Source organism: Pacificimonas aurantium, assembly GCF_020092905.1.
Taxonomy (GTDB): domain Bacteria; phylum Pseudomonadota; class Alphaproteobacteria; order Sphingomonadales; family Sphingomonadaceae; genus Pacificimonas; species Pacificimonas aurantium.
In genome coordinates this window covers 1,290,001-1,307,508 of sequence record NZ_JAGSGB010000002.1, presented here as the reverse complement: position 1 = coordinate 1,307,508, position 17,508 = coordinate 1,290,001, and the positions used below count along the sequence as shown (strand labels likewise).

Below are 17,508 nucleotides of genomic sequence, written 5' to 3'. Positions count from 1 at the left end.
GTCTGAACGCGCCTCTAGAGGCCGAGCACCATTTTCGCGATGATGCCGCGCTGAATCTCGTTCGACCCGCCGTAGATCGAGGTCTTCCGACCGTTGAAATAGGTCGGCGCGGCGCGCTGGGCATAGTCCGGGCCGATCGAGAACTCGTTGTCGCCCTCGCCATAGCCGCGGAAATAGGGCGCGCCGTAATGTCCGACGGCCTCCAGCACCAGTTCCTGAATGCGCTGCTGAATCTCGGTGCCCTTGATCTTGAGAACGGAGGATTCCGGACCCGGGCCCTTGCCGGCTGCCTCGCCCGCGAGCGTGCGCAGTTCGGTGAACTCCAGCGCGGTCAGATCTACCTCGAGTTCGGCGACCTTGCGTTTGAAGAAGGGGTTCTCGATCAGCGGCTTGCCTTCGTCGAGCTCGGTCGAGGCGATGTCCTTGATGCGCTCGATGCCGACTTTCGACCGCGCGACCCCGGCGATGCCGGACCGCTCGTGCGCAAGCAGGAACTTGGCGCAGGTCCAGCCCTCGTTCTCCTTGCCGACGCGCTGGTCGACAGGGACCTTCACATTGTCGAGGAAGACCTCGTTTACCTCATGCTCACCGCCGAGAGTGATGATCGGACGCACGGTAATTCCCGGCGTCTTCATGTCGATCAGAAGGAAGCTAATGCCCTCCTGCGGCTTCCTGGCATCCGGATCGGTGCGGACCAGGAAGAAGCCCCAGTCGGCATGCTGGGCAAGCGTCGTCCAGGTCTTCTGACCGTTGACGATGTAATATTCCTTGCCGTCATCGTCGGTGATGCGCTCGGCGCGGGTCTTCAGGCTCGCCAGGTCGGAGCCGGCACCCGGCTCCGAATATCCTTGGCACCACCAGGTGGTGCCGGCGACGATTCCGGGAAGGAAGCGTTCCTTCTGCTCGGGCGTGCCAAAGGTATAGATGACAGGTCCGACCATGGAGACGCCGAAGGGCAGCGGCGGCACGGTGTTCGCGCGCGCATTCTCCTCGTTCCAGATGTACTTCTGCGTCGGGGTCCAGCCGGTGCCGCCATATTCCTCTGGCCAGGACGGGACGGACCAGCCCTTCTCGCCCAAAATCTGGTGCCAGGCGAGCATGTCGTCCCGGCCAAGGTCCTCGCGCCCGCCGGCATTCTTCAGCCGCTCGGGATAGTTTTCCTCGATGAAGGTGCGGATTTCCGTGCGGAAAGCCTCTTCTTCCGGCGTGAACTTCAGATCCATCCTATCCTCCTTCAGGCCGCTTCGCGCATCGCCTTATCGTTTCGCCGTGCGCGTTTCTGGCCGGTCTTCAATTCGCGTTCCAGTTCCTTCTTATACACATCGAAGTCGAGCTGCATCGTATGACGTTTCGACGCGTAATAGTGGCCCTGGTGCCGCTCCTCATCCTCTGCGATCGTATCCAGCATCTCGCCGGGCGGGGGTAGCTGATAGTCACCGGTGGCGAACGCGGCCAGAAGTTTTGATTGCTGCTCAGCCAGATTGACGAGCGTCGGGAGCGACTGGGCAAGGCCCATGAACCACAGGGTCGGCCGCTCGGGGCGCACAAGGCGCTTGAACAAGGGGATGTGATTTTCGCGGACGGGGGCATCGTCGTCGGAAAGGAAGGGGAACTCGACCTTGTAGCCGGTGGCGCAGACGATGGCGTCGACCTGCTCCACGGTGCCGTCGGCGAATTCCACCTCTTTCCCCCGAAGCCGGGCGATGTTCGGCTTTACCTCGATATCGCCAGATCCCAGCCGCAGCAGAAATTCGCTGGAGACGGTCGGATGCGCCTCGAGCGGCATGTGGTCGGGCTGCGGTAGGCCATAGTCGGTCATTTCGCCGACCAGCTTTTTTACAGCCCTGGCTGCGAGCTTGCGTTTTACATTCATCGGAATCCAGGTCGGGAGGGCCTGCTTGTCGCCCGGTTTTCCGTTGATGTATTTCGGCAATACCCAGACACCGCGGCGCGCGGAGACCCACAATTTTTCCGCCATGGGCCGCTGCGAAAGCTCGCTCGCAATGTCGACGGCGCTGTTGCCGAGGCCGACGACCACGACGCGCTTTCCGCGCATCTCGACGGGCTCGAAGGGTGTGCGATATTCGTGGCTGTGAATGATGGGACCGTCAAAGTCGCCGTCCCATTCGGGCATATTGGGCGACCAGTGATGGCCGTTGGCGACCACCAGCAAGTCGTAGTCCTCCAGAGAACCGTCCGCGGTGTGTACGCGCCAGCGACCGCCGGGGAGGCGCTCGCATCGCTCCACGCGCGTTTCGAACCGGATATGCTCGCGTACACCGAAATGGTCGACATAGTCGTTGAAATAGCGGTCGAGGAGCGTGTGGTGGGGGAAATCCGGCCAGTCCCATTCGTCCCGGATGGGAAAGTCCTCGAACTGCAGACGCCATTTCGATGTGTCGATGTGAAGCGACTGGTAGCAGGCCGATTTTCCGTTGGGATTGCCGTACGCCCAGGTTCCGCCGATCCGGTCGGACGCTTCATAGACCGTTACATCGATGCCCTGCTCCAGCAGGCGCTTTGCGGTCGTGAAGCCGCTGCATCCGGCTCCGATGATAGCGACCCGAGGTCCTAGGGTTCGATTTCCTGTCCGTCCCATGCGAATATCCGTCCCGTTTGCTCCGGGTCCAACCCGTCGATTACCGTCAGAAGTTGGCGGGCAGCGTAGGCGGCAGAAAACAGCTTGTCCTCTGCCACATTCGATTGGAACGGCTTCGAAAGGGCGGTGTCGACCGTACCGGGGTGAAGCGCGACACACAGAGAGTTGGGGAATTTGCGCCGGTGCTCGATCGCCAGGGTCCGGATCAGCTGGTTCAGCGCGGCCTTCGATGCCCTGTAGCCGTACCAGCCACCGAGCCGATTGTCGGCGATACTGCCGACCCGGGCCGAAAGCGCCGCAAACACACTGCGCCCCTCGCGCCGCAGCAGGGGCAGGAAGTGCTTCGCGACCAATGCGGGGCCGATGGCATTGACCTGAAAGGCGCGCGCTAGTCCTTCCTCAGACAAGGAACGATACGTCTTTTCCGGTCCATATCCATCCCCATGCAGGAGCCCGGTTGCTACGATGACCAGATCGGCCTCCCCGACCTGCGCAGCGGCGCGCTGGACGGTCTCTTCGTCCTCGACGTCGATCGTTCCGGCTTCGAACCCATCGACGCTGTTCCCGGAACGACAAAGGGCGACGAGTCGGTCATACCGGCCGCCGCCCTTGAGTTCTCTTGCGATCGCACCGCCGATACCTCCGGTAGCACCGATGACGACGGCAGTGCTGGTCATGATTTACGCGGCGATGGAGCGAAGCATCCAGGCCGCCTTGTCATGCACGGTCATGCGCTCGACCATCATATCGACCGACACTTCATCCTCAGCCTCTTCGGCGATACCGAGCGTGGCGCGGCACGTCTTGGCGACCGCTTCATGGTCATGCGCAAGCTGTTCGGCCATTGCGAGCGCCTCCGGCGGCGTATCCGGTGCCTCGTCGATGCTGTTGAGGTCCGCGAACTGGCGGTAGCTGCCCGGAGCGTCCACTCCGAGAGCGCGAATGCGCTCGGCAATCTCGTCGACCGCGGCGGCCAGTTCGGTATATTGTTCCTCGAACAGGTTATGCAGCGCGTGGAAATGCGGTCCGCGCACGTTCCAGTGGAAATTATGCGTTTTCAGATAAAGCGTGTAGCTGTCGGCGAGTACCTTACCGAGTTCCTTGCCGACCTTCTGACGGTTTTCGGTATTCACGCCGATATGCGGAGTTGGGTCTTTCGTGGCGGTAGCCATATTTTCGGTCCTTCCCGTTCTTTGGCGCGGGATGCGCCGTTACTGAAACTCTGATCTCAGTTTAAAAACGGACGTACAAGGGTCACCGTTCCAGCGGCATTTTCGCTCACTGTGATCGGCTAGCCTCGGCAGCAGGCAGCGCTCATGCCTTTTCCAGTGTCATCTGGAGGGGGTGTTGGTTCTTCCGGGCGAAATCCATCACTTGGTTCACCTTCGTCTCGGCAACCTCGTAGGTGAAGACGCCGCACAGGCCGACCCCCTTCTGATGGACATGCAACATGACCTGCGTCGCCTCTTCCGAGCCCATCCGAAAGAAGCGCTGCAGCACGATGACCACGAATTCCATCGGCGTGTAGTCGTCATTCAGCATCAGGACTTTGTAAAGCGACGGCTTCTTCGTCTTTGGGCGCGTTCGCGTCGCAACACCGGTCTCCCCATCGGGAGGGTTGCCCTCGTGGGGCTCATCGGCCGCGCGAGTGATAAGGGAAGCCTTCAGATGCCGCATCGCTCTCATTTTAGGACGTCATGCCCGTGAGACAAGGAGGGTGGCCCGAAACGAAGCAGGCCGCGCCCCCCAAATGGGGAACGCGGCCCGCGGAATTTGATGGGATCGAGCTTAGGCGGCCTTGGAAACCTTGCTCATCGTCGTTGCCATACGGTTCTGGAACGGCGTCATCACGTCGGTTGTCAGCTTCAGCATATGCTCGGTCATCGTCGAAGCATGCTCGACCATGGCGTCGAACTGTCCACGTACGAACTTGCCTTGGAGTTCGACGACCTCGTTCGGGTTCTTCACGCCGGACATGGCCTGCATCGTCGAGGCAGCTTCCTCAGCCTGCTTCTTGACGAAATCGCCAGTCTGGCGCGCGATCGCCTGGGAGCCTTCGGCGTAGATCTTGCCGGCTTCCACCATCGCTTCGACGTTGCCGCGCGCCAGGTCGCCCATCTCCTCGAGGGATTTCACGTTCTTTTCCATATATTCCTTCGACTTCGCGGCCATCTCTTCCATGGTCGCCTTCGACTGAGCCATGGCAGTCTCGGCCTGGGCTTGCATCGTTTCGGTGGGGTTCTTCTTCTCTGCCATCAGGTTTGTCCTCTTCCTGTCGGGTTTCGTTGGGGTCGCGCTCTTGGATGCGGCGCTTTTCGTCTTTTTCTTGGGTGCGGTACGGCTGGTGCCTGTGCGTTTCGGCGTGCGGACCGACACAGGTTTAGCCTTTTTGCGGCTTGCAGGCGGCTCATTGACGGGAGCTGTGTTGGTCACCGGAACCTCGTCCGTAACCGGAGCCGGACCGGATACCGAGCTGGCGTCCTTATCAGATTTTGCGCTCGAAGCATCGCCGCTCGGGTCGATCTTTCGGTCATCCTTGCCGGGCATCGAACTTGTCGCGGCTTCAACTGCAGTTTCTGCGACCTTCTTCGGGGATGCCTCTTCGGCTTGCTTCGCTCTCGCTATAGCGGTTTCGGACTTGGCCGAGCCGACCGTGCGGGTGCTCTTCTGAGTGCCGGTCGACTTTCGGGCTTTTCTGGGGGCCGGTGTGCGGCCTGCCTTCGGCGACTTTGTCGCCATAACACGCGCTCCCTCGAGTTTTGCTGCGTTGCACAATAGGCGTGGAAGCGACCTCCGTCAAGCGATATTGTGCAGTGCAGCAAAACTGTCACTGGAACGGGAAGGTCTTTCTATTCCGGTAGTTTGTCGATCCCAGACGCTTCGAGTTGCTCGTTGATCATGGCCTTGAGACGCACCAGGGCATCTTCGCTTTTTGCCTCTGCGCGGGCGACAAGAACATTCTGGGTGTTCGAGGCCCTCAGAAGCCACCAGCCATCTTCGGTGTTGACCCGCACCCCGTCGATCTCGCTCATGTCCGCGCCCTCGTCCTGCAGGCGCTGACGTACCTCTTCGATAATGGCGAACTTACGCTCCTCCGGCACCTCGAAGCGGAGCTCGGGGGTATTGATAAGTGCCGGCATCGCGCCGCGAAGGTCCGTCAGCGACATGCCCGATCGCTTCAGGGCCCTCATCAGGCGAACCGCGGCATAGAGCGCATCGTCGAACCCGTAATAGCGGTGCTTGAAGAAGATGTGCCCCGACATCTCGCCCGCAAGCGGGGAGCCGACTTCTTTCATCTTCGCCTTCACAAGGCTGTGACCGGTCTTCCACATCAACGGCTTGCCGCCCTGCTGGGCGACATGATCGAAGAGAGCCTGGCTGGCCTTGACGTCGGCGATGATCGTGCTGCCGGGTTCGTCGCGCAGCACATCCTCGGCCAGGATCATGAGGAGCTGGTCGCCCCAGACGACACGCCCCTTGCCGTCTACGGCGCCGATGCGGTCACCGTCGCCGTCGAACGCGATCCCGAAGTCGAGATCCTTGTCGTCGATCAGCTGTCTCAGGTCAGCAAGGTTCTTCTCTTCCGTGGGGTCGGGATGATGGTTGGGAAAGTCGCCGTCGATCTCCGTGTACAGCAGTTCGTGCTGGCCCGGCAGTTTCGCCACAAGCTTCTCCAGCACACGCCCGGCGGCGCCATTGCCGCAGTCCCAGCCGATGTGGAAATCGGCGTCGGGCGCATCATTCAGCAAGCGCTCGACATAGTCGTCTTCGACATCCACATTTTCGCGTGTGCCGGCGCCCGAGGTTACATCCCCCGCCGCCGCCGAGGTGCCAAGCGCGCGGATATCGTCGCCATAAAAGGGGCCGGTGCCCAGCATGAACTTGAAGCCGTTATAGTCGGGCGGATTGTGACTGCCGGTGATCTGCACGCCTCCGTCGGCGTCCAACTCGTTCACCGCATAGTAGAGCATGGGCGTCGGCCCGAGGCCGATGCGTAAAACATGAAGCCCGGCGTCGCTCAGTCCCTTCGAGACGGCCTCTTCCATCGCCGGCGAACTGTGCCGCCCATCATAGCCGGTCGCGACCTTGCTTCCCCCCTCTGCGCGCACCCGGCTGCCGAAAGTCCGTCCGAGCCAGTAGGCGTCGGCCTCCGTCAATGTGTCGCCGACAATTCCCCGTGCATCATATTCCCTGAGGAGAGTGGGGTGGAAATCATGCCGGTCGGCTGAGGTCATTGATCGGGTCTCCGTGAACGGGGGATGGCTTGCTTCAACAAAAGGTCGCGAGCTTCGTTCAATTTTGCGCTGTTGGCTGTGGATCCACCCCGGTCGGGATGGGCGCTGGCCATGGCAAGTCGGTAGGCGGACCGTATTTCTGCTTCGTCGGCTCCGGGACCGACGCCGAGAAGACGGCGGGCCTCCTTCACGGTCAGTTGTCCGTCAGGCGCGCGGCGCGCGGACCAGACAAGGTAACCGCCAGCGCCGGCGAGGGGTATGCCCGCGAAAGGCGCGCCGCGCAGCGTCAGCAGCAGTCCGATGAGCAGACCTCCGATGCCGCCGATGATACGCAGCCGCTCCGGGGTCAGGAGACCGAGCCACCAGAATACGGCCACCGCGCCGAGCAGGATTACGAGGAGTGGTCCCATCACGCGGCGTTTCGTCCGCGGGAGTTGCCGGCTTCGAGTTGCAGGGCGTCGATCACACTCCGCAGCTCCGCGCGTGCCGCGACATGGCTGAGCCGCGCATTCGGGATCGCCTCCATGTCGAGGAGGGTGAGGCCCTGCGGGAAGAGCTCTCGGAAGATAACCCGTTCCGACAGACCGGGCGCCGTGCGAAATCCGATGCGTGGAGCCAGTTGTTCCAGGGCATCGCCCATGCGCTGCATGTTGTGCGAGGACAGCTGCGACAGACGGTTCCTGAGGACGATCCAGTCCACTGTCCCGCCGTCTTCACGCGCCCGCGCCTTGCGGGCCTGCCAGATGATCTCTGCGTAAAAAGAGGGCCGCTTCACTTCGAACGTCTCGGGATCGACCTGACCGATCAGATCGAAGTCGACAAAGCTGTCGTTGATCGGCGTGACGATGGTGTCGGCGCGGCCGAGCGCGGTCTTCGCGAGGGCGCTGTCGCGTCCCGGCGTATCGACGATGACATAGTCGGCATCGGCCGCCAGGCAGTCCGCAAGCAGCAGTTCGGCGTCGTCCTTTACCTCGTCGATGACGCGCACTTCCGGGCTCGCCAGATCGAGCTGCTGGCGCGCATTGTACGTACGGCGATTTTCCAGATAGCGCGCCGACGTCCGCTGGCGCGCATCGAGGTCCGCCAGCAGCACGGACTTGCCCTGGCCCATCAGCGCAATGGCCACATGGACGGCGGTGGTCGATTTTCCCGTACCGCCCTTTTCGTTCGCAAAAGTGAGGATGTGCGCCATACCGGCCTAACTAGGTCCCTGAACCGCCGGGCGTTCCGTCCCTTGACGCCCGCGCCCGTGTTTCGGACAGGGCCTCGGTCAAGTCAACGCACGACCGGGAAGGCGATGGGGATATGAGGATTGTCAGAACCGTGGCGGACCTGCGGGCTGCCGTGGCAGCCGAGCGCGGGGCCGGGCGAACCATCGGTTTCGTTCCCACCATGGGGGCCCTTCACGACGGCCACCTTGCACTTGTCGATGCGGCCCGGGCGAATTCGGACTGTGTGGTCGCCAGTATTTTCGTCAACAGGAAGCAGTTCGGTCCGAACGAAGACTTCGACGCCTATCCGCGGCAGGAGTGCGAGGATGCCGCAAAGCTGGAGGCGCGCGGCGCCGCGCTGCTTTTCGCGCCGCCGCATGAGGAGATGTATCCGGACGGCTTCGCCACTACGGTGTCCGTCGGCGGGCTGGACGAAGTCTTGTGCGGTGCCAGCCGCCCCGGCCATTTCGACGGGGTCGCGACAGTCGTCACAAAGCTCCTGAACCAGGCCGCCCCCGATATCGCCTGCTTTGGCGAAAAGGACTGGCAACAGCTGACAATCATCAGGCGGCTGGTACGCGATCTCGATCTGCCCGTTCGGATCGTCGGGGTGCCGATCGAACGCGAGGACGACGGGCTCGCCCGTTCGTCGCGCAACGCCTATCTCTCCGAAGCGGAGCGGACGGTTGCGAGCCGTTTGCCGAACATCTTGCATATGGCCGCGGACCGGATTGGGTCGGGGGGCGACCCCGAGGCGGTCCTGCCAAATGCCCGGCGCGAACTGGAAGAGGCTGGCTTTACCGTCGACTATCTGGAACTGCGCAACGAGAACGACCTGTCGCCGGTGAGGGCGGCAGGTCGCGGTGCGCGGCTGTTCGCCGCCGCCTGGCTGGGCCGTCCGCGACTAATCGACAATCTGCCCGTCCCGGCAAGGAGGCCCGGTCTATAAAGACCTGGCCGGCATTAACCATTTTTCAAAACCATGACCGGCAAGTCCGTAGAGCTTAACTTGCACGCGAGGTAGGGAAGGATGGAGCAGAGACCGGGACACGCCGATGCAAGGTTCCTTCAGCGCAATCTGCAGCGTGCGTTGCAGGGCGAGGCCGAGGCGTTTTACGAACTAGGCGTCGCCTATGCGGCGGGCCGCGAAGGCGTGGGGATCGACCTGATCCAGGCACATAAATGGTTCAATCTGGCCGCGCTGAAGGGTGATGTCCGGGCCGTCTGCGACCGGCGCGAACTCAGCGAGGAAATGAGCAAGGAAGAAATTTCCGTTGCCCAGCGAGAGGCGCGCGCCTTCTTGAAGGCAGTAGCCTAGCCTTTCTTGAACGGGGTGAAGGCCTTCAGCGCCTCCACGTCCTGCTCCACGGCCGCGCGCTCATGATCGAGGAAATCCGAAACAGCGGCCCGCAGGCCCGGATTGGCGATCCAGTGGGCTGAATAAGTCCTGACGGGCTCGTAGCCGCGCGCCAGCTTGTGCGGTCCCTGTGCCCCGGCCTCTACCCGCGACAGCCCCCGGGCAATAGCGGCGTCCTGTGCCTGATAGTAGCAGAGCTCGAAATGCAGGAATGGGATGTCTTCGACCGTTCCCCAGTATCGGCCGAACAGGCAGTCGCCCCCGACGAAGTTCAGGGCACCCGCAACCGACTTGCCGTTTCGCTTGGCGAGCACCAGCAGCAGCCGCTCCGGCATCAGTTCCGAGAAGAGGGAGAAGGCCTCGCGTGTCAGGTAGGGCGAGCCCCACTTCCGAGCACCGGTGTCCTGGTAGAAAACCCAGAAATCGTCCCAGTCGGCCTCGGTAATCTCGCCGCCTTCCAGCTGCACGATGTCTACCCCGCTGGTGGCAGCGGCCCTGCGTTCCTTGCGAATGGCCTTTCGCTTGCGCGACGCCAGAGCGTCCAGGAATTCGTCGAAACTGCCATATCCCCGGTTGAACCAGTGAAACTGTTCCCCGGTACGGATCAGCCAGTCCTTGGCTTCGTAATAAGCGAGTTCATCCTCCTCGAAAAAGGTCGAGTGCGCGGACGACAAGCCATGCTGACGGCAGACTTCCTCCGCGCCTGACAGAAGCAGCCCGCGCGTTTCGCTGTCGGAGGCAAGGATGCGGGGCCCGGTAGCAGGCGTGAAGGGAACGGCGTGCTGCAATTTGGGGTAATAGGAACCGCCCGCCCGTTCGAAGGCGTCGGCCCACCCATGGTCGAACACGAACTCGCCGCGGCTGTGCGACTTCACATAGCCGGGCAGGATGCCCGACGCGGGGGCCTTGTCTGAGGGTCGGGCAATCAGATGGGCCGGCTGCCATCCCGCATCGGCGCTGGCGCTTCCCGATTGTTCGCACGCAAGAAGAAATTCGTGGCGCAGGAAGGGGTTGTTCTCACCGGCGCAGGCGTTCCACTCCGCCGCGTCGACCGCCGCGATCGAAGTCGTCAGCTCAAGTTGGATCGGGGCCGCTCCCTTGCTTCGCGGCAAGGCTCTGCGCTGCCGCGCCTTCCACGATCATCTGGTCGGCATGTGCCGCCGCTCGCTCGACATCGGCGTCGCTGCGGACCGTCCAGGTAAAGACGCGCCGTCCCACGCCGCGATACCGGGCCGCTGCCCGGCTAGGGAGTGATCGCACGTCGTAGGCCAGGAACTTCGCGCGGGAGTGGCGCATGGTCAGCAGGCGTGCCGGGCCCGACCCGCGCCAGGGCGCGCCCACGACATCAGGCTCTTCGCTGACCACAAGGCCGTTGAGGAATTTGGGGAAATGATCGTGATACCAGCGCGAGACGGCAGGGTTGAACGACATCACGCCAACCGGGCCATTATAGCCTTCGAGGGCGCGCCGGATGGCAAGGGCCAGGGCCACGGGCGAATTATCGCCGGCCTTCGCTTCGATCAAAAGCGGCACCCGGCCGCCGATATGGTGCAGGACGTCCTGCAAGGGAGAAATGTTCTCGTCGGTGCCGCGCAGCTTCATCCGTGACAGCGAACTCATGCTGTAGCCGACGACCGGGCCGCTTCCCTCCGCGGTGCGGTCGAGCGTGGCGTCGTGAAAAACAACTGCCCCCGCCTCTGCGGTAAGCTGGACGTCGAGTTCGATGCCGAAGCCCGCCGCGATGGCAGAATCGAAGGCAGCAATTGTGTTCTCGAGCGGGCCGTCCGGACCGTGCAAACCACGATGGGCAAGAGGCTTTGCGGCGAGCGCCGCAAGTTTCGTGTCGATCTCCCTTTTGGCTTTCCCGCCCGGACTAAGCATCGCGAACGCCGAGAACCGCATCGATCTCGACGGCAACACCAAGGGGAAGGGCGGCAACCCCGACTGCGCTGCGGGCATGCCGCCCGCGCTCGCCCAGCAGGTTGGCAAAGAGGTCGCTGGCCCCATTCGCCACAAGAGGCTGCTTGGAAAAAGCCGGTGTCGACGCGACGAAGACGTTGAGCTTCACGACCTGGTCGATCCGCTCGAGCGACCCGAGCGCCGCCTTGGCCTGCGCCAGGATGGCGAGTGCGCAGGCCAAGGCCGCAGCCTGCCCCTCTTCGACGTCCATCGTATCGCCGAGACAACCCGTAATCAGGTTTCCGTCCGCGTCGAACGGGATTTGACCTGCCGTATGCAAAAATCCGCCATACAGCACATATGGGACATAGTTCGCGGCAGGTGCAGGAGCGTCGGGCAGGCTGAGCCCGAGTTCGGAGAGCTTGTCTTCGATCGGCATGCCTACTCTATCGCCTGACGGCCCCGCCGTCCGCAAGGGTCTTCTCCGCGACAAGACGTGACAGGTAGGTCGAGGCGGAGGGCCAGTCGTCGATCCGGGCGTGGGCGGCCTTGGCTGCCGGAATGAGAGAGCGAAGTGTAGGATCGGCCACCATGTGGATGCGGTGAACCTGCGGTTCGACTTCGCTGACCGACTGATGATGTGGGGGCAGGTCGTCGACAAATACCGCCGGGGGACGCCCGTGGTCGGCGAGGAGGCGAGAAAGCGCTGGCCCCTTCGGTCCGCTGTTGCAGAAGACCTCGTATGTCATGCCGTGCCGACGTAGCTGCTCGCGCCGGCCATCCCGATACTCGTCCTCAATGTTCGTCAGGATGACGATATCGAAGTCGGCCTTAAGCGAGGCGAGTGCCTCGGGCGCGCCGGGGGCCGGAACCTGGCGGTGCATGCCGCGTGAGAAGAAATCGCCCAAAAGGCCGCGCAGAGCGGACTGCGGGACGGGCTCGCCATCGCTTTTTCGCCGGATGTTCCCGGCGAGCGCGAAGCTTTCCAGTTTCAGTTCCAGTCCATGCATCTCGTCCAGATGCTCGGCGAAGGGGCCCGCGAAGGTCATCAGAACCTCGTCGCAGTCGCAGATCAGGAGGGGTTTCATATTTCCGCCCTATCCGGCTGCGCATATGCGGCAAGCTCTTCGGGTGTCATATCCAACTCCTCTGCGCAGCCAAGGAGGTCCGGTTCGTAACCTGCAAGGAAAGCGAAGACAGCCTGTTGGACCTGCGGAGAGTCGGCGGCCTGCCTCAGGTCGTCAACGCCGTAGCCCGTGAGCGACAGAAACCGTGCGGCCCGCTTCTCCTCGGTCAAAATGTACGTCAGCGCTCGCAATGCGACGATCTGTGCGTCCTGAGAGCCCGATTGCAGCATCCCGCTCCCTTTTGCGTCACTTTCCATGAACTGTAGCCCCCGCTACTGCGTTTCGAGATATATGACCGAAGCTGAAGCCCCGCCGAACGGCAAGACCGTCCTCGTCGTCGAAGACAACGACCTCAATATGAAGCTGTTCTGCGACCTTCTGGAAGCACATGGCTACCATACCATGCAGACACGGGACGGGCGCCGCGTTCTCGACATGGCGCGGGAGCAGCGCCCCGATATCATTCTGATGGACATCCAGCTGCCCGACGTTTCGGGCCTGGAGGTCACGAAATGGCTGAAGGAGGACGAGGATCTCCGCGGCATCCCCGTGGTGGCCGTAACGGCCTTTGCCATGAAAGGCGACGAAGAGCGCATCCGCGAAGGGGGATGCGAGGCCTATATCGCGAAACCCATCTCGGTTACGCGATTCATCGACGTGGTGCGCCGCTTCACCTAGCGCGGCTGCGCGCAACCTTAGTGCCGCATCGGGGCGGTCTGCGCCGCCCCCGCGTGGCAGTCTACTTGATCTTCGCTTCCTTGAACTCGACGTGCTTGCGCGCGATCGGGTCATACTTACGGAAGGTCATCTTTTCGGTGATGTTCCGCGGATTCTTCTTCGTCACATAGAAGAAGCCCGTCCCGGCGGTCGAGTTCAGGCGGATCTTAACGGTCGTAGGCTTCGCCATGGGGCTGTCCTCAAAGAAATCTGCATAAACGAAAAAGGCGGCGGCCACGGGCCACCGCGCGTTCGGGCGGCAGTTGTACGTTTCGTCCGCCAATGTCAAGGCGGAATGGCATCTTGCCGGCCAGTCCGAAGCGGCCGGCGCGGTAGCGCGCTGGCAATCGGACGCCGCCATGCATAAAGGGGCGGCGATCATGAGCAAGAAACCCGCTGCCATTCGCGGCACCAACGATTTCGTGAAGGACGAGGCCGCCCGGTTCGATCATGTGGTCGACACATTCCGGCGCGTGGCTCGCCAGTTCAACTTCCGACCGGTACATATTCCGGTGTTTGAGCAGACAAGCGTCTTTGCGCGCTCGCTCGGCGAGACGACGGACGTGGTGTCGAAGGAGATGTACACCTTCGAGGACCGGTCGGGCGACAGCGTTACCCTGCGGCCCGAATTCACGGCTGGCATAGCGCGCGCCTATATCTCGAACGGCTGGCAGCAGCATGGCCTGATGAAGTTGAGCGCCTGGGGGCCCTGTTTCCGCTACGAGCGGCCGCAAAAGGGGCGCTTTCGCCAGTTCCACCAGCTGGACGCGGAGATGCTGGGCGCCGGCGAACCGATGCACGACGTCGAGCTTCTCGCCTTCGGGCAGCAGCTTCTCGAAGACCTGGGCGTCGCGGGCAATGTAAGCTTGCAGCTGAACACGCTGGGGGATCCCGATAGCCGCGCGGCGTGGCAGGCGGCGCTGCTTGCCTATTTTCGCCGCCATGAGGACGCGCTGAGCGCCGACAGCCGCGAGCGCCTCGAGCGCAATCCGCTGCGAATTCTCGATTCGAAGGACGAGGGCGATCGCCGTGTCGTCGCGGAGGCGCCCATTATCGACGAGTTTCTGACCGACGACGCGAAGGGCTGGTTCGACCGGGTTCAGGGCGGGCTGTCGGTGGCCCGGATCGACTTCGAGCGGAACATGCGCCTGGTGCGCGGGCTCGACTATTATCGTCACACCGCCTTCGAATTCGTCACCGATGCGCTCGGCGCACAGGGGACCGTGCTTGCCGGGGGGCGCTATGACGGGCTGGTCGAGGCGATGGGCGGCGCGCCGACCCCCGCGATCGGCTGGGCGGCCGGGATCGAGCGGCTTGCCATGCTGGTCGACGGCGTGAACGAAGATCCCATCGACGTCGCGCTCGTTCCCATGAACGAAGCCGCCGAACATGTCGGCCTTTCGCTGCTCAACGCCCTCCGGAGCGGCGGCGGTGTGAGCGGGGAGACGTTCGCGCGCGGGAATATGAAGAAGCGGATGCAAAGGGCCGACGCCAGCGGTGCCGCGCTCGCGCTGGTGATCGGCGAGAGCGAGCTTCAGAAGAAGGCGGTCCAGGTGAAGGACATGAGCGAGGGCGACCAGACGTCCGTTGCATTTGGCGACCTCGGTTTCATCGGCGGCTATCTTGCGGAGCGCCGCCTGCGCGTCATGGAGGGCGAGGGCGAGTCTATGCCAGCTTTTTCCGCCTGGTTTGCCGCCAACAAGGTGCGCAGCAAATGAGTGTGCCCACCGTTCCCGAGGAGCGCATCGACGCGCTGATCAAGCGGCATGCCGACATCCAGGCAAAGATGGCTACCGGCGACCTCCCGCCAGAGCAGTTCGTCGAACTGTCCAAGGAATATTCCGAGCTCGAACCGGTCTCCGTTGCCGCGAAAGAGGTAAAGTCGCTGCGTGAAGAAGCCGCCGAACTTGAGGCGCTGGCTGCGGATCAGGACAGCGACGATGAGATGCAGGAGCTTGCCGAGGCCGAACTGGAAGGGGTGCGCGAGAGACTGCCCGAAGCCGAGCGGCGGCTTGCCGTTCTCCTGTTGCCGCGCGACGTGGCGGACGAACGCTCGGCAATCCTCGAGATTCGGGCCGGCACAGGCGGCGAAGAGGCCGCCCTGTTCGCGGCGGACCTTTACCGAATGTACCAGCGCTATGCCGAGACGCAGGGCTGGAAAGTCGAGACCATGGAAATGTCGGGCGCCGATGCGGGCGGCCTGAAAGAGGTCATTGCCAGCGTGGCCGGTTCCGGGGTGTTCGCACGTCTGAAATTCGAAAGCGGCGTTCACCGCGTCCAGCGCGTGCCCGCTACCGAAGCGTCGGGGCGGATCCATACGAGCGCGGCGACGGTCGCCGTCCTGCCGGAAGCCGAGGACGTCGATGTCGAGATTAACGACAACGACCTTCGCATCGACGTATTCAGGGCGTCGGGCGCCGGCGGGCAGCATGTCAACACGACCGACAGCGCGGTTCGCATTACGCACATCCCGTCAGGTCTCGTCGTGTCCCAGCAGGATGAGAAGTCGCAGCACAAGAACCGCGCGAAGGCGATGAAGGTGCTTCGTGCCCGCCTGTTCGAGATGGAGCGCGAGAAGGTGGCGGCCGAACGGGCCGGTGCTCGCAAGTCGATGGTGGGTTCTGGTGACCGGTCCGAACGCATCCGTACGTACAACTTTCCCCAGGGGCGGGTCACGGACCACCGCATCAATCTTACGCTGCACAAGCTGCAGCAGATAATGGAAGGCGAACTCGACGATCTGGTCGGCGCGCTCATTGCCGAGGACGAGGCGGAACGGTTGGCGGGCCTCGCCGACGGGGCCGCGAGCTGAGCGTTCCCGACCAGCTCCGCGCCGCGACGCAGCGGCTGAAAACCGGCGCCGCACCGGACACAGCGCGCCTCGATGCCGAGCTTCTTGCCGCTCATGTCGCGCGTTGTTCGCGCGAAGAGCTGCTGCTTCGACCGCCGGCCCGGCTCGACGAGGATGCCTATGAAGCCTTGCTGACGCGCCGTGCCGGGGGGGAGCCGGTTGCCCACCTGACGGGCCGGGCCGAATTCTGGTCGCTGCCGCTGCAATGCGGTCCGCAGGCCCTCGTGCCGCGAGCGGACTCGGAAAGCCTCGTCGAGCTTGCGCTCGATTTGCGAAAGGGACGCCCGCCGGAGACGATTCTCGACCTCGGGACCGGAACGGGGGCGCTTCTGTTCGCTGCGCTCAGCGAGTTCCGCGGCGCTCAGGGGCTCGGCCTCGACATCAGCGCGGAGGCGGTCGAGCTTGCTTGCCGTAACGCCGTTCGCCTGCAGCTGGCCGACCGGGCAAGCTTCCTTATCGGCTCTTGGGAGACGCTCGAGCGGGGCGCATTCGACCTGATCCTGTGCAATCCGCCCTATATAAGAGAGACGGACGAGCTGGGGGCGGGTGTTCGCGAGTACGAGCCTCGTGGTGCGCTATTTGCCGGAGCGGACGGCCTGACCGAATATCGGGCAATCTTTCCGCGGCTGCGGAGCCTTTTGTCGCCCGGCGGCCATGCGGTGTTCGAGATCGGGGCGGGGCAGGCCGAAGATGTCGAGGCGCTGGCCGCGCGCGCGAATTTATCAAACGCCGGAAGATGCCAGGATCTTGGCGGCCATGTGCGGGCGCTCGCCTTCACACTGGGGAAGGGGTAGAAATCGCCCCCTTGGCATTCCGCGCGTCTGTGCTATGTCAAGAGGTGTGGACGTAGGGATTTCGGGAAGAGAACCCCTCGTCTTCAGCAACTTTCGATGAAGCGGGCGGTGCCGGATAGGCCAGCTCGATGAACCGCGCTCCGAGACACGGAGGGCCATATGTCGGCGCAGAAGGCAGTCGGCAATTAAGGATCGAAACGGGACTCATGAGAAATCCGCAGTCGGGTCGCCGCCGCCGTAGCGGCCGTTCCAACTCCGGGGGTATGCCCCAGAATCAGCAGCGCCAGCGCGGCAACGCGCACCAGCTGCTCGAGAAATACAAGAATCTTGCACGCGACGCAGCCCAGTCGGGCGAACGCGTACAGGCGGAGTATTATCTGCAGTTCGCGGACCACTATTTCCGCGTCGTGGCCGAGATTCAGGCCAAGAAGGAAGAGCAGCAGAACTCGAAACGTCGCGGGCGTGGCGGCAACAACTCCGACGATTCCGACGAGGATGACGACGAGGAGGATGACGGCGAGACCGAAGGCCGCCGTCAGCAGAAGCGCGGCAAGGGCCCGCGCCGCCAGAACCGGAACGATCGCCATCGGTCATCGGACGATGACGACGACGATGATGATGACGACGACGATGACGACGATGACGGCTCGGACGATGACGAGTCGGGATCGGAAGACGATCACGAAGAAGAGGCGCGCCGCGCCCCGAAGTCTCGCCG

Annotated in this window: 23 protein-coding genes (1 of these 23 only partly in view); 8 read left to right on the top strand and 15 right to left on the bottom strand. The window is 63.1% G+C overall.

The features are described 5' to 3' along the window. Positions 1-14: 14 nt before the first annotated feature. The 6 genes from KCN53_RS13025 to KCN53_RS13000 all read right to left on the bottom strand — a co-directional run bounded on the left by KCN53_RS13025 (position 15) and on the right by KCN53_RS13000 (position 4,855). Positions 15-1,223, bottom strand: a complete 1,209-nt coding sequence (locus KCN53_RS13025; RefSeq protein ID WP_088712056.1) for an acyl-CoA dehydrogenase family protein — start codon at positions 1,221-1,223, stop codon at positions 15-17. 11 nt (positions 1,224-1,234) lie between these two features. Continuing rightward, the gene (locus KCN53_RS13020) at positions 1,235-2,599 is read right to left on the bottom strand and encodes a flavin-containing monooxygenase (RefSeq protein ID WP_088712057.1); all 1,365 of its coding nucleotides are present in this window, start codon (positions 2,597-2,599) and stop codon (positions 1,235-1,237) included. Next, entirely contained in the window at positions 2,572-3,276 is a 705-nt protein-coding gene (locus KCN53_RS13015) for an SDR family oxidoreductase (RefSeq protein WP_088712058.1), read from the bottom strand. The genes KCN53_RS13020 and KCN53_RS13015 overlap by 28 nt, the downstream gene beginning before the upstream one ends. Positions 3,277-3,279: 3 nt before the next feature. After that, positions 3,280-3,771, bottom strand: coding sequence for a Dps family protein (locus KCN53_RS13010; RefSeq protein WP_088712059.1), 492 nt, complete (start codon positions 3,769-3,771; stop codon positions 3,280-3,282). 142 nt (positions 3,772-3,913) lie between these two features. Further along, on the bottom strand, positions 3,914-4,276 hold the full coding sequence (clpS, locus tag KCN53_RS13005) for an ATP-dependent Clp protease adapter ClpS (RefSeq protein ID WP_088712060.1): 363 nt from the start codon (positions 4,274-4,276) through the stop codon (positions 3,914-3,916). 111 nt (positions 4,277-4,387) lie between these two features. After that, positions 4,388-4,855, bottom strand: a complete 468-nt coding sequence (locus KCN53_RS13000; RefSeq protein WP_172406204.1) for a phasin family protein — start codon at positions 4,853-4,855, stop codon at positions 4,388-4,390. Between KCN53_RS13000 and KCN53_RS12995 the strand changes: the two genes are divergently transcribed. Further along, positions 4,833-5,270, top strand: coding sequence for a hypothetical protein (locus KCN53_RS12995; protein ID WP_172406205.1), 438 nt, complete (start codon positions 4,833-4,835; stop codon positions 5,268-5,270). The genes KCN53_RS13000 and KCN53_RS12995 overlap by 23 nt on opposite strands. Before the next feature lie 178 nt (positions 5,271-5,448). Here KCN53_RS12995 and pgmG read toward each other — a convergent pair whose 3' ends face one another. The 3 genes from pgmG to KCN53_RS12980 are packed head-to-tail and all read right to left on the bottom strand — an operon-like array spanning position 5,449 to position 8,026. Continuing rightward, entirely contained in the window at positions 5,449-6,834 is a 1,386-nt protein-coding gene (pgmG, locus tag KCN53_RS12990; RefSeq protein WP_088712062.1) for a phosphoglucomutase/phosphomannomutase PgmG, read from the bottom strand. Beyond that, positions 6,831-7,244 carry a J domain-containing protein gene (locus KCN53_RS12985; RefSeq protein WP_088712063.1) on the bottom strand — a complete coding sequence of 138 codons (414 nt, stop codon included), beginning with the start codon at positions 7,242-7,244 and terminating at the stop codon, positions 6,831-6,833. Before KCN53_RS12985 ends, pgmG begins: the two co-directional genes overlap by 4 nt. Continuing rightward, the gene (locus KCN53_RS12980) at positions 7,244-8,026 is read right to left on the bottom strand and encodes a division plane positioning ATPase MipZ (protein ID WP_088712064.1); all 783 of its coding nucleotides are present in this window, start codon (positions 8,024-8,026) and stop codon (positions 7,244-7,246) included. The genes KCN53_RS12985 and KCN53_RS12980 overlap by 1 nt, the downstream gene beginning before the upstream one ends. A 113-nt stretch (positions 8,027-8,139) precedes the next feature. On the opposite strand from KCN53_RS12980, the gene panC reads away from it, so the two are divergent. Beyond that, positions 8,140-8,994, top strand: a complete 855-nt coding sequence (gene panC, locus KCN53_RS12975) for a pantoate--beta-alanine ligase (protein WP_088712065.1) — start codon at positions 8,140-8,142, stop codon at positions 8,992-8,994. Positions 8,995-9,075: 81 nt separating this feature from the next. Then, positions 9,076-9,363 (top strand): sel1 repeat family protein, encoded by a 288-nt coding sequence (locus tag KCN53_RS12970; protein ID WP_088712066.1) that lies wholly within the window; start codon positions 9,076-9,078, stop codon positions 9,361-9,363. Here KCN53_RS12970 and KCN53_RS12965 read toward each other — a convergent pair. From KCN53_RS12965 to KCN53_RS12945, 5 genes are read right to left on the bottom strand one after another with little or no spacing between them, the layout of a single operon-like run. Next, complete coding sequence (locus KCN53_RS12965) at positions 9,360-10,514, bottom strand: GNAT family N-acetyltransferase (protein ID WP_224199672.1); 1,155 nt, start codon at positions 10,512-10,514, stop codon at positions 9,360-9,362. The two genes, KCN53_RS12970 and KCN53_RS12965, sit on opposite strands and share 4 nt — an antisense overlap. Beyond that, entirely contained in the window at positions 10,477-11,283 is an 807-nt protein-coding gene (locus KCN53_RS12960) for a glycerophosphodiester phosphodiesterase family protein (protein ID WP_088713386.1), read from the bottom strand. Before KCN53_RS12960 ends, KCN53_RS12965 begins: the two co-directional genes overlap by 38 nt. Then, positions 11,276-11,740, bottom strand: a complete 465-nt coding sequence (locus tag KCN53_RS12955) for a RidA family protein (RefSeq protein ID WP_088712067.1) — start codon at positions 11,738-11,740, stop codon at positions 11,276-11,278. The genes KCN53_RS12960 and KCN53_RS12955 overlap by 8 nt, the downstream gene beginning before the upstream one ends. A gap of 7 nt (positions 11,741-11,747) precedes the next feature. Then, positions 11,748-12,389 carry a hypothetical protein gene (locus KCN53_RS12950; protein WP_088712068.1) on the bottom strand — a complete coding sequence of 214 codons (642 nt, stop codon included), beginning with the start codon at positions 12,387-12,389 and terminating at the stop codon, positions 11,748-11,750. After that, complete coding sequence (locus KCN53_RS12945; protein WP_224199669.1) at positions 12,386-12,685, bottom strand: DUF3572 domain-containing protein; 300 nt, start codon at positions 12,683-12,685, stop codon at positions 12,386-12,388. Before KCN53_RS12945 ends, KCN53_RS12950 begins: the two co-directional genes overlap by 4 nt. Positions 12,686-12,719: 34 nt before the next feature. On the opposite strand from KCN53_RS12945, the gene KCN53_RS12940 reads away from it, so the two are divergent. Beyond that, positions 12,720-13,106, top strand: coding sequence for a response regulator (locus tag KCN53_RS12940; protein ID WP_088712070.1), 387 nt, complete (start codon positions 12,720-12,722; stop codon positions 13,104-13,106). A gap of 61 nt (positions 13,107-13,167) precedes the next feature. On the opposite strand, the gene rpmG is transcribed toward KCN53_RS12940, so the two are convergent. Further along, positions 13,168-13,335 carry a 50S ribosomal protein L33 gene (rpmG, locus tag KCN53_RS12935; RefSeq protein WP_088713387.1) on the bottom strand — a complete coding sequence of 56 codons (168 nt, stop codon included), beginning with the start codon at positions 13,333-13,335 and terminating at the stop codon, positions 13,168-13,170. Between the two features lie 190 nt (positions 13,336-13,525). Between rpmG and hisS the strand changes: the two genes are divergently transcribed. The 4 genes from hisS to KCN53_RS12915 form a co-directional block, all read left to right on the top strand. Beyond that, positions 13,526-14,863 (top strand): histidine--tRNA ligase, encoded by a 1,338-nt coding sequence (gene hisS / locus KCN53_RS12930; RefSeq protein WP_088713388.1) that lies wholly within the window; start codon positions 13,526-13,528, stop codon positions 14,861-14,863. Between the two features lie 2 nt (positions 14,864-14,865). Beyond that, a complete protein-coding gene (gene prfA / locus KCN53_RS12925; protein ID WP_397333644.1) occupies positions 14,866-15,957 on the top strand; it encodes a peptide chain release factor 1 in 1,092 nt (363 codons plus the stop codon). Continuing rightward, positions 15,954-16,790, top strand: a complete 837-nt coding sequence (prmC, locus tag KCN53_RS12920) for a peptide chain release factor N(5)-glutamine methyltransferase (protein ID WP_088712072.1) — start codon at positions 15,954-15,956, stop codon at positions 16,788-16,790. Before prfA ends, prmC begins: the two co-directional genes overlap by 4 nt. A 128-nt stretch (positions 16,791-16,918) precedes the next feature. Continuing rightward, a protein-coding gene (locus KCN53_RS12915) for a DUF4167 domain-containing protein (RefSeq protein ID WP_317988425.1) crosses the window boundary here: on the top strand, positions 16,919-17,508 show its 5' portion. Its footprint extends 109 nt past the window's final position; 590 of the gene's 699 nt are visible here — the first part of the coding sequence; it begins with the start codon at positions 16,919-16,921; its stop codon lies beyond the right edge, outside the window.

Bases quoted from the DNA above. Each gene is read 5' to 3' on its own strand.
- KCN53_RS13025 (WP_088712056.1), bottom strand. From the start codon at position 1,223: ATGGATCTGAAGTTCACGCCGGAAGAAGAGGCTTTCCGCACGGAAATC.
- KCN53_RS13020 (WP_088712057.1), bottom strand. From the start codon at position 2,599: ATGGGACGGACAGGAAATCGAACCCTAGGACCTCGGGTCGCTATCATC.
- KCN53_RS13015 (WP_088712058.1), bottom strand. From the start codon at position 3,276: ATGACCAGCACTGCCGTCGTCATCGGTGCTACCGGAGGTATCGGCGGT.
- KCN53_RS13010 (WP_088712059.1), bottom strand. From the start codon at position 3,771: ATGGCTACCGCCACGAAAGACCCAACTCCGCATATCGGCGTGAATACC.
- clpS (WP_088712060.1), bottom strand. From the start codon at position 4,276: ATGCGGCATCTGAAGGCTTCCCTTATCACTCGCGCGGCCGATGAGCCC.
- KCN53_RS13000 (WP_172406204.1), bottom strand. From the start codon at position 4,855: ATGGCAGAGAAGAAGAACCCCACCGAAACGATGCAAGCCCAGGCCGAG.
- pgmG (WP_088712062.1), bottom strand. From the start codon at position 6,834: ATGACCTCAGCCGACCGGCATGATTTCCACCCCACTCTCCTCAGGGAA.
- KCN53_RS12985 (WP_088712063.1), bottom strand. From the start codon at position 7,244: ATGGGACCACTCCTCGTAATCCTGCTCGGCGCGGTGGCCGTATTCTGG.
- KCN53_RS12980 (WP_088712064.1), bottom strand. From the start codon at position 8,026: ATGGCGCACATCCTCACTTTTGCGAACGAAAAGGGCGGTACGGGAAAA.
- panC (WP_088712065.1), top strand. From the start codon at position 8,140: ATGAGGATTGTCAGAACCGTGGCGGACCTGCGGGCTGCCGTGGCAGCC.
- KCN53_RS12970 (WP_088712066.1), top strand. From the start codon at position 9,076: ATGGAGCAGAGACCGGGACACGCCGATGCAAGGTTCCTTCAGCGCAAT.
- KCN53_RS12960 (WP_088713386.1), bottom strand. From the start codon at position 11,283: ATGCTTAGTCCGGGCGGGAAAGCCAAAAGGGAGATCGACACGAAACTT.
- KCN53_RS12955 (WP_088712067.1), bottom strand. From the start codon at position 11,740: ATGCCGATCGAAGACAAGCTCTCCGAACTCGGGCTCAGCCTGCCCGAC.
- KCN53_RS12950 (WP_088712068.1), bottom strand. From the start codon at position 12,389: ATGAAACCCCTCCTGATCTGCGACTGCGACGAGGTTCTGATGACCTTC.
- KCN53_RS12945 (WP_224199669.1), bottom strand. From the start codon at position 12,685: ATGGAAAGTGACGCAAAAGGGAGCGGGATGCTGCAATCGGGCTCTCAG.
- KCN53_RS12940 (WP_088712070.1), top strand. From the start codon at position 12,720: ATGACCGAAGCTGAAGCCCCGCCGAACGGCAAGACCGTCCTCGTCGTC.
- rpmG (WP_088713387.1), bottom strand. From the start codon at position 13,335: ATGGCGAAGCCTACGACCGTTAAGATCCGCCTGAACTCGACCGCCGGG.
- hisS (WP_088713388.1), top strand. From the start codon at position 13,526: ATGAGCAAGAAACCCGCTGCCATTCGCGGCACCAACGATTTCGTGAAG.